The 13,703-nt window shown below is 36.5% G+C and carries 11 protein-coding genes; 8 read left to right on the top strand and 3 right to left on the bottom strand.

The window, feature by feature from the left end:
- The first annotated feature begins 9 nt into the window (after positions 1-9).
- Positions 10-2,379: a TonB-dependent receptor gene (locus JEP71_RS07785; RefSeq protein ID WP_198626050.1), complete on the top strand. Its 2,370-nt coding sequence runs from the start codon at positions 10-12 to the stop codon at positions 2,377-2,379.
- 230 nt (positions 2,380-2,609) lie between these two features.
- On the opposite strand, the gene JEP71_RS07780 is transcribed toward JEP71_RS07785, so the two are convergent.
- Both JEP71_RS07780 and dsdX read right to left on the bottom strand, forming a co-directional pair.
- The gene (locus JEP71_RS07780) at positions 2,610-3,938 is read right to left on the bottom strand and encodes a D-serine ammonia-lyase (protein WP_198619398.1); all 1,329 of its coding nucleotides are present in this window, start codon (positions 3,936-3,938) and stop codon (positions 2,610-2,612) included.
- 12 nt (positions 3,939-3,950) lie between these two features.
- Positions 3,951-5,288, bottom strand: a complete 1,338-nt coding sequence (dsdX, locus tag JEP71_RS07775) for a D-serine transporter DsdX (RefSeq protein ID WP_160230020.1) — start codon at positions 5,286-5,288, stop codon at positions 3,951-3,953.
- Positions 5,289-5,511: 223 nt separating this feature from the next.
- Between dsdX and dsdC the strand changes: the two genes are divergently transcribed.
- Positions 5,512-6,456 carry a DNA-binding transcriptional regulator DsdC gene (dsdC, locus tag JEP71_RS07770; RefSeq protein ID WP_109371592.1) on the top strand — a complete coding sequence of 315 codons (945 nt, stop codon included), beginning with the start codon at positions 5,512-5,514 and terminating at the stop codon, positions 6,454-6,456.
- 179 nt (positions 6,457-6,635) lie between these two features.
- Here dsdC and gss read toward each other — a convergent pair whose 3' ends face one another.
- Entirely contained in the window at positions 6,636-8,513 is a 1,878-nt protein-coding gene (gss, locus tag JEP71_RS07765; RefSeq protein WP_198626048.1) for a bifunctional glutathionylspermidine amidase/synthase, read from the bottom strand.
- A gap of 602 nt (positions 8,514-9,115) precedes the next feature.
- Between gss and JEP71_RS07760 the strand changes: the two genes are divergently transcribed.
- From JEP71_RS07760 to efeB, 6 genes are all read left to right on the top strand, one after another.
- Positions 9,116-9,403, top strand: coding sequence for a helix-turn-helix domain-containing protein (locus tag JEP71_RS07760; protein WP_072063612.1), 288 nt, complete (start codon positions 9,116-9,118; stop codon positions 9,401-9,403).
- A 303-nt stretch (positions 9,404-9,706) separates the two neighbouring features.
- Positions 9,707-10,264, top strand: coding sequence for an iron transporter (locus tag JEP71_RS07755; RefSeq protein WP_109371597.1), 558 nt, complete (start codon positions 9,707-9,709; stop codon positions 10,262-10,264).
- Positions 10,265-10,333: 69 nt separating this feature from the next.
- Positions 10,334-10,681 carry a cupredoxin domain-containing protein gene (locus JEP71_RS07750; RefSeq protein ID WP_088493623.1) on the top strand — a complete coding sequence of 116 codons (348 nt, stop codon included), beginning with the start codon at positions 10,334-10,336 and terminating at the stop codon, positions 10,679-10,681.
- 2 nt (positions 10,682-10,683) lie between these two features.
- A complete protein-coding gene (locus JEP71_RS07745) occupies positions 10,684-11,520 on the top strand; it encodes an FTR1 family iron permease (protein WP_198619396.1) in 837 nt (278 codons plus the stop codon).
- Positions 11,510-12,433 (top strand): EfeM/EfeO family lipoprotein, encoded by a 924-nt coding sequence (locus tag JEP71_RS07740; RefSeq protein WP_198619395.1) that lies wholly within the window; start codon positions 11,510-11,512, stop codon positions 12,431-12,433. Before JEP71_RS07745 ends, JEP71_RS07740 begins: the two co-directional genes overlap by 11 nt.
- A complete protein-coding gene (efeB, locus tag JEP71_RS07735) occupies positions 12,423-13,688 on the top strand; it encodes an iron uptake transporter deferrochelatase/peroxidase subunit (RefSeq protein ID WP_198619394.1) in 1,266 nt (421 codons plus the stop codon). Before JEP71_RS07740 ends, efeB begins: the two co-directional genes overlap by 11 nt.
- The last annotated feature ends 15 nt before the right edge of the window (positions 13,689-13,703 follow it).

Genomic DNA, 13,703 nt, shown 5'->3' with positions numbered 1-13,703 from the left:
AAAATAATTATGAAAAAAAGTAAATTCTCTATTATTTTACTTATGCTTTTGTCGTCTCCTTTATATGGAAAAGAGAATAATGAAGATAAAAGCAAAGGAAAAGAAATACCAAACGATGTTATTACTGTTAAAGCAGCATCAATAAAAAACAAAGAGACTTTCTCTTCATTGTTACTGAATAATCGGGAAGAGATAAAAGGAAAACAACTTGAACAAATAAAGTCCAATACCATTGGTAATACCGTTTCAAAAGTCGCAGGAGTACAAGCAGAAGGTTTTGGCCCTAATGCCGCAAGACCCGTTATTCGTAGCATGTCTGGAAATAGAGTAGGTATTTTAGTCAATAATCTTCCTATTAATGATGTTTCATTTATTAGTGGAAATATGCCTATTCCCATTGATATGAACAGAATTAATGAAATATCGATCAGTAAAAACTCTGAAGCACTACTTTATGGAGGTAGTAGCAGTGGTGGTGCAATTCATTTGTGGGATGATAGGATAATGACACAGTTGCCTGAAAAAGCGATTTCAGGCGCCGTGACATTTAATGGAAGTACCAATAACGGTAATGGTGGATCAGCAAATATTAAATTCAGTAATGAAGAAAACTGGGTTTTTAATATTTCAGGTGCCACTAAACGAGTTACTAGATATAAAATTCCAACACATTCTAAAGCAGCACCGTGTTATAGCTATCAACAACTAAAAAGTCACTTTGCGTTACGTGATCAATGCCAAGTTGATATGAAAGTGTTTACCAGCCGTAATCCTGAAGCTTACCCTTACATTAGTGAGTTTTGGAAAAAATACAAAGTTGAATATGAATTAAGCGAAGATGATAAATATACTTTTAAAGATAAAGATTATTTTTCAGGTATTGGTTATGTTGATAATGAAGCTAACTCACAATATAAACCCGGCAGTCCCACATCCATTGAACATGTAACACCGCCTAAGCATTATGTTGAAAATAATAATAAAGAAATTCCTAATAGCTTTTTAAAAAGCCAAAGTGGTAATGCATCACTCTCTTATATTGAAGATGATGGTTATTTAGGCCTATCTATTACTGATTTTCAAACATCTTATGGTGTACCAGGATATGCTTATCTCACGTCGAAAACGACACGAGAAATGTACAAACCTATTTCAGTTTCAAACCATAATCGACGAATAGATATACAAGGAAAACATTATCACTTAACGCCATTTTTCAGAGACAGCGCTTTTTATTACTCTTATTCTGAATCGAAAGATGAGGAGTTGGTCGGTCAAATTGCATCATCGGTATTTAACACTAAAAGCCATCAATTAGCGATAGAAACTGCACATACTCCGCTATTTAATCGGCTTAATGGTGCTGTCGGAATTAACGGTAATTATCGTGATCTGAAAACGTCTGGCTATGATGCTTATTTACCAAGTGTATTGACCAAAGAGTATGGAATATATTGGGTTGAGTCGTTAAATTTATCTCCTTTTGAAATTACTGCGGGATACCGTAAAGGCTATACCCATCATCATCTAAATATTCCCGATAATTATAATAGCGGTCGAGGACAAGGTTCAAATCTGCAAAATCGTCATTTTGATACCAGTGCAAATACATTAGCCTTATCTTTTACACCAATTGATGAATGGACATTAAAGCTACAAAAAAATATTTCTTATCGTGCTCCTGAAATTAATGAACTTTATACACATGGTCCCCACTATGCTTATTTAATTGAAGAACAAGGAAACAGTAAATTTAATACAGAAAAAAGTAAGAGCATTGAATTATCATCCATTATTGAGATTGGTAATTTTTCTAATAAACTCAATCTGTATAAAACTGACTATAGCGATTTTAAGTTTAGACGCTTAACGGGCGTAAGTCGTGGTGGCGTTACAGTAATGGAATGGGATGAAACTGATCTTGAAACAAAAGGTTTAGAATACGAATTTAAATATTTATATGAAATGCCTCACGACCATAATCTTACATTCACACTATTTGGTGATTTTGTTGAAAACAGAAGTAAAAGAAAGCTCTTTATTGCAGGTAATTATTTGCCTAATCTTCCCAATGAAAAACATGGTATTAGCCTTAATTATCAGCATGAAGAGTTAACCGCATTTAGTACTGCGACTTACTATAAAAAACAAAAAGAAAGTGGTGGATTAATGTATGGTGGGGATATTACTTTTCCTTCTTACACATTAGTTGATGCAGGAATTGGCAAAAAATATCATCTTGATAAATTAGATGTTTCTGTTGATTTTATTATTAATAATCTCACCAATACAGAAGCAAGACCCGCTTCTTCTCAGTTGAAATATTTAGCCCCTTTGCCAGGTAGAAATTATGGAGTGAATATCAAAATTGATTTTTAATATTTTCTAATTTAGCAAGATATAAAGTAAGCGAGGCACCCAATGGGTGCCTCTTTTTTATAATAATACTACGACATTTTCCCCTGGTGTGACATCCTGGTGTGAATGTTTGAGGTAATGCTTGGTGTAGCATATTGCTACGTTTTTATTGTTTTAGAAAAATACTTGTACTACTCCCTTTATTTTTTGAGAAGCTATCAGAACAAAAGCTGATAGCCTCCGTTCTCTCTCTATTTTCCTTGAGCGAGATATTTTTGCATTTCATCTGCTGGAACCATACCACCACCAGTAGCCCATACTAAATGCGTTGCATTTTGCATTTTTTGACTGTCTAGTGATAATCCTTGCAGATAATCTTTAGCTTGAGTGACATGTACAGCACCTGTCATTCCAGCTAAAGCCGAAGGTTCTAACTTAATCCCTTCTTCTTTATTTAATAAACTGAGTAAGTCATAAAGCTCTTGGTCATCAATAGTGTAATAACCATCAATTAAGCGCTCCATTGCTCGACCAACAAAGCCTGATGCACGACCGACAGCAAGACCATCAGCCGCAGTTACGTTATCGATACCAATCTCTTGTACAGAGATGCCTTCATGTAATTGGGTATAAACACCCAATAACATACAAGGTGAGTGCGTTGGCTCTGCAAATAAGCAGTGTACGGCATCCCCAAATGCCAGTTTTAGCCCAAATGCAACACCACCAGGGCCACCACCGACACCACAAGGCAGGTAAACAAACAGAGGATGCTCACTATCAACACGAACACCTTGCTCTTCAAATTGGCGTTTTAAACGTAATCCCGCTACCGCATAACCCAAAAATAATGTTTTTGAGTTTTCATCATCGATAAAGAAACAGTTAGGATCTTTCTCTGCTTCTTTGCGGCCTTCTTCTACCGCAATGCTGTAATCTTGTTCATATTCAACAACATTAACGCCATGAGAACGTAATTTATCTTTCTTCCATTGACGTGCATCAGCAGACATATGAACACTCACACTAAAGCCTAATTTCGCACTCATGATCCCAATAGACATACCTAAGTTGCCTGTTGAGCCTACCGCGATACTATATTGGCTAAAGAATTCACGAAATTTATCAGAAAATAATTTTTCATAATTATCGTCTGTGCTCAACAATCCCGCGTTTATCGCTAATTTCTCAGCATGAGTCAGTACTTCATAAATCCCACCACGCGCTTTAATTGAGCCAGAAATAGGTAAATGACTGTCCTTTTTCAAACGCAATTGACCGCTAATGGACGTGTTATAACGCTTTTCAAGTGCGACTTTCATTTTAGGAATATCAACCACTTCTGATTCGATAATTCCTTGAGTAACAGCTGTTTCTGGAAATGCTTTAGCTAAATAAGGTGCAAAACGTTGTAATCTCGCTTGTGCGTCAATTACGTCATCTTGCGTTAAACCAACATATGGAAGTCCCTGGTCAGTGGTGGTCACTTTTGGGTTAAACCAAACCACTTCTTTTAAGTCCACTAAGTCACGAACTAGTGGAAAATTGCTTGTTAATTTATTTATATCTATATGGTTCATAGTCGTTCTCTTTTATATGACAAAAGAAAGCATAAATGTACCGCCTAGTGCGACAAAGGAGGCAATAAAGGTCGCGACACTGTAAAAACGAAAAGTTTCACTTAAAGTTGCATTACAATACTGTTTCACTAACCAAAACAGTGAGTCTGTGACGATGGTACAACCAATAGCACCTGAACCAATTGCTAATGTAATAATTTCAGGGCTAATGTCTGGGTATAAAGGCATTAGTGGTGCAACAATTGCAGTCGCGCCCATCATTGCAACAGTTGCAGAACCAACAGCAGCATGAAGGATAATGGCGACTAACCAAGCCAATAAAATAGGATGCATATCTAAGTTAGAAAGAATTAACGCTAAAGATTCACTTAAACCACTACCTTTTAAAATGCCATTAAAAGCACCACCCGCACCAATAATTAATAAGATGTTGGCAATAGAGCTAAAGCTATCTTCTGTTTTCTTCAATAACGTATTCATGCCCATATTACGACGAATACCTAGAATATAATAAGCAACAAAGGCAGCAATAAACATCGCTGTAATTGGGTTACCAATAAACTGTAATGCAGTATAAAGCGATGTTCCCTTTGTCATATTTAATTCTGCTGCTGTTTTTATCAACATCAGAACAATAGGCAGTAATACAGTAAAGAGAGTGGCACCTAATGAAGGTAAATCTTTTTCTTCACGAATTTCCATATCAGAAAATTCTTCAGGTACTGTTTTAAATGGTAAGCGTTCACCTAATATTTTTAAGAATAAAGGACCACCCACTAAAGATGCGACTAAACCAACTGCAAGACCCGCAACAATAACGGTTCCCATATCTGCCCCTAATTCATTAGTCACGAATAATGCAGCAGGATGAGGAGGAACAATACAGTGAACAGCCATTAATGCTGTACATAATGGAATAGCTAATTTTAATAATGAAGTATTTGTTTTTTTCGCAATAGAGAAAGCAAGAGGGATCAGTAATACCACACCCACTTCAACAAAGAGTGTAATACCACAAATAAGACCAACCAATACCATAATAACGTCTGGAGATAACCAACGGCATTTTTGTAATGTAATACCGATGCGTTCTGCGGCACCTGATATTTCCATCATCTTACCAAGAATAGTTCCTAAACCGATAATTGCTGCTAAAAATCCTAACGTACCACCAATACCGTTTTCAATCGCATTTACCATTTCTAAAGGATTCATCTTCATTGCAGTACCCACAAAGAAGCTTGCCAATAGTAAGGCTAAAAACGGGTGAAACTTAAGTTTTATTATAGTAAAAACAATGAGCAAGATACTAATTATAAGAGTACCTAGCACCCATAACGTTGAATCCATATATCCATCCCAAATATTTTATTTATTGTTAATCATATTGAATATTAATCATTCGGTACTTACAAATGATGAAAATTTACACTAAGATGAAATCAATTAACTCAAATAAGTGACACAATGCACAAATAATCACATTATGATAAGTAGCAGCATGGTATTTCATCTTAACATTAGCTTGATTGTTAACCTACGTTACTATTAACAACAAAACGAGAATAAAAGAATGTTTGAATCTTCTAGCGTGATTTTAAGAAATAAACGATTATCTAGTTATCAATTAGCAAGACTTCACACTTTTGAAGCAACAGGTCGCCATCTTTCATTCGCTTTAGCAGCAGAAGAACTGTCCTTAACGCCAAGTGCTATTAGTCATCGTATTAATACGTTAGAAGAAGAATTAGGTATCAAGCTATTTGACCGCTTTCATCGCCGAATAGAGTTAACAGAAGAAGGTGAACGAATTTATTGGGCGCTTAAAAAAACGCTAGAAGATATTAACCAAGAAATTTTAGATATTCATAACCAAGAAGTCTCAGGCATTCTCACCGTTTATTCACGACCTTCTATTGCCCAATGTTGGTTAGTTCCTCTTATTTCAGATTTTACTGAACGTTATCCCTCTATTGAATTAAATCTACTCACAGGAAATGATGATATTAACTTTCGAGGTTATGGCATTGATCTGGCGATTTATTTTGATGATAAACAACTACAAAATCTTTATTGCGAAGATTTAATTTCAGAATCTATTATTCCCGTATGTAGCCCTGAATATGCTAAAAAACATGAGCTTATTGGCAATATTCATCATCTATCCAATTGCACCTTACTGCATGATAGGCAAGCTTGGAGTAATAACTCTGATTTCGACGAATGGCGAGCTTGGAGTGAATATATGGGGCTTTCACTTTTTCCTAATCGTAGCAATATCTGTTTTGACCGCTCTGATCTTGCTGTTATTGCTGCGGTTAACCACTCAGGAGTAGCAATGGGAAGAAAACGTTTAGTGCAAAAACAACTGGCTAATAAAGAATTAATTATTCCTTTTGATAATAGTGAGCTTTTTTGTGCTCAGCGTTATTACCTCGTCACTCGAAATGAAAAAAATAATGCTAAAGTACAGCTTTTCATTCAGTGGCTGAAAAAACAAATCAAGGAAAGAATGTAATTTTCTAAGGAAAATCCGATGAAAGAGATGACCTTTTCAACACAACAGATCGTCGCTATTGCAAAATATGCAGGTTTAATCGTCGCAAATAGAAAACATATCACTGAGAATATTATTTATTAAAATAAACCCGCCAATTAGGCGGGTCTATCGTTTATTAATTCTAAACGTCTATGATCTTATTTAGCTAGAAAGTGTTTATCTTCAATCACAATTAAAGGTTCAATATCACTCTCTTTTTTAATAACTAGAGTTGGGTCTGAACGTAAACAACAACCGCCATAATGCCCGCCCACTGTAAAGGTGCAAACTTGGATATAACGATTTGCCACTTTTGGTAAACACCATAATTCTTGGTAAATATTTTCTTGATGATCAAACTGACCACTGGTTTCATCTAACACATTATCTTTATGATCGACTAAACCAATGTTACTACCACAACGACCTGCAATCGGTTTAACCGCATAACCACTTTGTGCAAGACGAGGTGTCACTGTGAAATCAGTATCTAACAAATAAGGATTATCAGGGAACAATTGCCATAAAATAGGTAGAATCGCTTTATTACTAGGAATAAGTGTCCAAAGAGGTTCAAAAACGGTAATTTCAGGACGTAAAAGCACATCGACCAAGCGGACTTCGCCTTCAGGATGCCCTGTACGAATAGGGATCAGTGCTTGTTGTTCACTCTCTTCTCTTAGTTGGTCTAATGCTGTTTCCCAAGCCCATGTTTTCCAGACACATTCAACAACCCGCTTGTCTGCATCAATCAATTGACCACGACTATTCCAATGAAGTTCATCTAATCCACGTAGAATTTTACTGTTATAACCTGCTTGATTCAGTGATTGTTGCATAAAGAGAGCGTGATAATCTTCTTCACTATCATCATCTTGAAGAATATGCACAAAAGGTTTTGCATCACAGTGTTTCCAAGCATCCGCTAATGCATCAAGTAAGCGTTCACCAGGGTTAAAACCCTCTTTAATTCCACCTTTCTGTGCCCATTTCTCGATGATTAAGCCAGCTTCGGTATGGCAAGAGGCAGAGTCAGCATTATATTCATAAACTTTGACACCACGTTCATCCATACAAAAATCTAATCGTCCCGTGATCATTTGATGGCGTCTGTTTTGCCATGACAAACGAATACGAGGCCACAACACTTCAGGAATATCGAATAAACGCAGTAGATTATTGTCTTTCAACACTTTTTCAGTTGCATGCAAATACATCAAATGCATTTCATTACTTGCACGAATAAGTTCCTGCTCTGCACTTTCTGAAATGGTGAAATATTCATAGCTATCTTGATTGATGATATGACCGTGTTGTGCGACGACATACGCTTTTTCTAGCGGTGAACTTTCATCTAACCATTTGCCATCCAACTGGCCTTTATTCTCAAGTTTTTCCGCATGAATGGCTAACAGTTCAGGCGCAATTTTAGGTTGAGGAAGGCTATAAGCATTAGGCTCTGTTTGGATCATCCAACCTAATAGAGTTGTATTATCAAAAGTATCTTGAATAAAGTAACCGTTATCCGTCACTTTAAGCGGTAATTCTCGAGTCCACTGTTGCCCAGCAGGTAATCGAGTGTGGATAACATTTTGTTCCGCAATACGAATTTTATCTTCAAGCACTTCAGTAATAACCGCAACATGCCCTGTTACTTTAAACTCACCACCTTCTTGCCAAATCAGCAAAGCACCCACTGCTGGCGACTGTTTACTACCATTGGCAAAGGCTTGTAATGGCAATATATCGTCATTTATGGTTTTGCGTAAAAAACGCAGCGAGAATATCTCATAAGCCATTCCCACATCAGTAAATACAGTTCCATAATGTAAATAGAGAAAACGGCGAGCAAACTCAACACACTGCCACTTATGCCCCATATATTCATTACCAATATAACTACGGAATGAATCATTAGCGGCATAGTCTTCTTTATCAATACTGCTGTAATCTGAAGAGTAAATCGCGACACCACCAGGCGCATAGCCTAGCAATGTTCCAAATGGTTCATGACGAATGATATCTTTTACATTCATAATCTCGACCTTGACGATAAATAGATAATTACCCTGCAATACTTATAATTTGCCTAAGTATTATAGATAACAATCTTAACGCCATAGACTATTAGATGTGAATGTAATTTTATAAATGACAATAAAATGAAAATTATTGTTTGGGTTTGACGCTATTTTAAGAAGGGAAATCTCAGCGAGATAAAAAAAAACTCAAAAATAACCCATTATAAAAAGCCTATAAAAGGTATTTTCGAGTATAAATACAGTCAAAGAGGGCTTTATCTTTTTTATTGTGATTGCATTATTTACTCTTTATTAATCATAAATGCGAGCATAAATAACAGAATAAATGGTGTTTAGGCAATATATAGCACTGCTTATCAAAAAATCCTCGATTATCCTGCTAGAAAAAAGAAAGATCTCAAAATAGTTTAATGAAAATTAATATCATCTTATAACGTAACGGGTATAAATAATTCATCCAATTAACCGATAACACAGTAGTATGGATTTGACTCATTCAAGCTGGAGTGCTTGTTTATTTTGAAGATCCATCACGGAAACTTAATATTCAATTTATTGGATATTATTGGTGGTTGATAGGAAGAATGAGGTCACTAATGTCAAAGATTTATCCCATTTCTCAAATTATTGGGCATAAAATTCGTAAACAACGCCAGCAACTTCGCTTGTCAGCAAAAGTTGTCGCGGAACGAGTCGGTATTAGCCAGCAACAATTTTCACGTTATGAGAATGGGCTATGTAAGATTGATGTTGATATGCTCTTTCATATTGCACAAGAGCTAAAAGTCACTCCTGCATTTTTCCTCCCACCAAATGAAGAGCAAGTTTCAGCTGTAGCGCTGACACAGTCCAAACAGTTTTGGAGTGCTCAAAGTCAAATTTAATATTCTTAATATGGAAGTCTTCTATTTTATCTTCTTATTATGATAAATAAGATTTCCATATATTATTCTTAATTAGATGATTTCATTGAGTATTATTACCTGGAATTATTAATCCCATTCATATATTTCTTTCAGAACAACAAATTTTTTTCTTTTATAAAAGAAAACGTTATCACTATTTTCACTGACTTCCCTGCCAACTTAAGCGATATTTTTCGTATAGATTATCTCCTATTTCTAATACAAATTATGTTAACCTTATTAAGAATAATAACAATTATCATTCAATAATAGGGGTTAAACATGAAATATCGCTATGCACTCTCTCTCACTGCACTCTCATTTCTTTCTGCGTCCGCTCTTGCTGTCGAGTATCCAGTTGGTCATCCTATTCTTAAAAATGGTATGGAAATTCAAGGGGTTTATCTCCAACCTATCACAATGGATACCGAAGAAGGTCATCATGCGATGAATCACTTGGCTGCTGATAAGGCAGATATCCATTTAGAAGCAGATATTCATGCTACGGAAGATAATCCGAATGGATTTGCTGAGGGTGATTGGATCCCTTACCTCACCATCGAATACACTGTAACAAAATCCGACGCGCCTGCGAAAAAACAACAAGGTACATTTATGGCGATGGTTGCCAACGATGGCCCTCACTATGGTGAAAACCTGAAACTAGACGGGAATGGTCAATATAACGTGACCTATAAAATTTACCCGCCTTCATACAACAAAGATATCGCTTTTGGTCGCCATATAGATAAAGAAACGGGTGTTTCACCTTGGTTTGAACCCTTTGAAGTGTCATGGGATTTCACCTATAGCGGTACGGGTCGTAAAGGCAGTTACTAATTAGCTTGATAACGGATAAATCCAACCCTTTGGATTTATCCTTTTTCTCTTTTTTTAAGTGAAACGCTGATGATCAAAACTCTCTCTAAATATACATTATTACTACTGTTAATGGTGACATCCTCTGTTTTTGCAGCAGAGAAATACACCGTTGAATTAGAAATGAAAGATGGCGAACTTATTCCCCAAGTACTTGAAGTCCCCGCTAAAACACCTATTAGAATAAAAATTCGTAATACAGGCACTAGCCCTGTTGAATTTGAAAGTACACAGCTACGTAAAGAAAAAGTATTAGCACCGGGCGCCAATTCTGTCGTTGTAATCGCACCACTAAAACCAGGCCGTTACACCTTCTTTGATGATTTTCACCTTTCTCATCCTCAAGGTGAAATTGTTGCAACTGAAAAGGCAGAGTAATTATGGGACAAGTTCTGTTTGTTGTTTGGCGAGAAAGTTTTGAAGCGCTATTAGTGGTAGGCATTATTTATGCGTGGATAAAACGTTCACCAACACCACAACAAGGTATGAAATATTTATGGGGTGGCGTGGTATTTGGGTTATTTCTTGCCATTATTCTAGCGCTAAGTATTTATGGCGTATTTAGCTCACTCGAAGATATGTGGCAATCTCTATTTATGATCGCAATGGAGATCCTCGCTTGTGTACTTATTGTGCAGATGGTTTATTGGATGAATGGGCAAGGAAAATCATTAAAAGCAAATATAGAAAATGAACTCACCCAAAAAACACAGCAACAAAGTGCATGGGGTATTTTATTGATTATTGCCATTGCGATTGCCAGAGAAGGCAGCGAAGTCGTGGTATTCCTCTCTAGCCATATTATGGCCCTAAATGCACAAACAGCACTACCTTTCTTTATTGAGGTCTTTATTGGCTTACTTGTCGCTGCATTCACACTATGGCTATTTTTGCTGACTTCAAAAGTTATTTCATGGCGCTATTTCTTTACCGTAACAGGATTTTTATTACTATTCCTTGCCGTTTCTCTGTTATTAAAAGCCGTAGAAGAAATTGCAAATCTATTGATTGAAATGGATTTTGAATTACCTGATTTCTTTATTTATCCGCTTTGGGATATTAGCCATATTCTTGATGATTCCAGTGTCTTTGGTAATTTTTTAGTCTCGTTTTTTGCTTATCGCTCTCAACCCATTGGTTTAAGCGTGGTGACATTTATTGTGTATTGGGTGGTTGTAGCACTGTTATTTAAGCGAGGCGCTCGCCATGCTAAATAATGTAAAGTTGTTAAGTAAAAAGATCACCATTTTTCTATTTATCTTGTTGTTTTCTTTTCCTATTTATGCCGAAAAAATTATTCAGGGTATTATTCAAGATAGCGACAATGTCGTTATTGCCAAAGGGGATATCCCCACTCCTAAAAAGTTTGAAACCGATATTTTAAATTACCGAGAAAAGGCTGTTGAAAAATTAACGCTAGTTGAAAAATCGCTCGATAAATTAATCGAAAACAGCGAAAAAAATCAGCTTATTAATGCACAAAATGCTTATCAACAAGCGCATTATCATTATGAAGTGATCCGCCCTATTATTGCCCTTTTTGGTACAAGCGAACGTTTATTGAATAATCGAGCCGATTTCTTTCTTGAAAGAGAAAATTCACCTCGTTTTGCAGGATTTCATTTAGTTGAATATCAACTGTTTAAATTAAAAGATCTTCAAAAAGCCACCGAATCAGCAAAAGCCCTTTTAAGAGGCATTAGTGACTTAAAAAAACGTGTCGCGATTGAAGATATTCCTATTCCTAAATTGGTTCAATCTGCGGGTGATAGCTTAGAGTTTATTTTAACTGACAAACTCGCTGGTATTGAAAATCAATATTCAAACAGCGATCTGGGTGATAGTTATGCCAATTTATCTGGATCGCGCTTAATCGTAGAGATCTTATCTAATCATATTCCAACGACAGAATATCAACTGCTTATCAAACAATATGACGATATAGGTGCTCTGCTTTTAAAATATCAGCGCGATGAAGGTCTATTCCAGCCTTTAACCGCGCTTCCTGAAACAGAAAAAAGTTGGCTTTTTTCTCAAGTGACACAATTAGCAGAGCAAGTGGCAAACTTGCGTAGCACGCTCAATATTGATGTTTACTATCACTATAAAGAAGCAAGTGATGAAAAATAAAACTCTCTTTAAATCGCTATCAAAAAATCCTGTTAACCTAAATAAACGTACAACGTTAAAATGGTTAGGAGGGAGTCTATTACTCGCCAGTATAGGAGCGAAAGCAGTAGAAAAACAAAGCGCTTCTTCAATACCTCGTTATCAGCGCGCTATTGCCTATTTAGGTAAACATCAAGCGGGTGTTATTACGCCAGAACAAAAACATACCTCATTGATTGCACTTAATCTGACAGTAACAAACGCCGATGATATAAAAAGAGTATTTACAACACTGACACAACGAATTGCATTTTTAACTCAACCCAGAGAACTTCAACAAAGGGCTAACCCGCATCTTCCCCCTGCTGAATCTGGTATTTTAGGAACACAATTACACCCTGATGAATTAACCGTCACCGTTGCTTTAGGTGATAGTTTTTTTGATAGCCGTTTTGGTTTTCAAGCTAAAAAACCTAAGCGCTTAGAACCAATGAAACCCTTTCCTAATGACCGACTCGATCCTAAATGGTGTGGTGGCGATGTATTACTGCAACTTTGTGCGAATAGCCCAGAAAGTGTAATTTATGCGTTAAGAGATATTTTAAAACACCTGTCAGGAAAGGTTTATGCTGTATGGAAAATCGATGGCTTTCTTCCTTCTCGTGATATCGATAATCGACAAACACCTATTAATCTTTTTGGCTTTAAAGATGGCTCGGGCAACGCCCCTTCTTCAGATAATAGTTTGATGGATGATCTTGTTTGGATCACTGAGAAACAAAAAGAGCCACAGTGGTGTTTAGGTGGAAGTTATCAAGCTGTTCGCCTTATTCGTTTTGCTTTGGAATTTTGGGATAGAACACCGCTTGAAGATCAAGAAAATAACTTTGGGCGCCATCGCTCAACGGGTGCACCAATAGGTATGAAGCAAGAGATGGACGATCCTCAATTTGAAAAAGATCCCCACGGTGACAGAGTGCTATTTGATTCTCATATGCGACGAGCTGAACCAAGAAATCCAGAACGTTACAGTGCAAAATTACGCCGACGTAGTTATAGCTACTCATTAGGATTAACGCCTTCAGGTCAACTAGATATGGGGCTGATCTTTATCTCATTTCAAAATAACCTTAAAAAAGGGTTTATTGATACCCAAAAACGTTTAGATGGTGAACCCTTAGAGCGTTATATCAAACCTTTTGGCGGTGGATATTACTTTGTGTTACCCGGTGTTTCACAAGAAGGCGACATTCTGGCAAAAGGACTATTCGATTAATCAACACACGATTTT

It is taken from the genome of Proteus sp. PR00224, from assembly GCF_016238105.1.
Classification (GTDB): Bacteria; Pseudomonadota; Gammaproteobacteria; order Enterobacterales; family Enterobacteriaceae; genus Proteus.
Note: the sequence above shows the minus strand (reverse complement) of the source record. Positions and strands in the feature narration are given on the sequence as shown.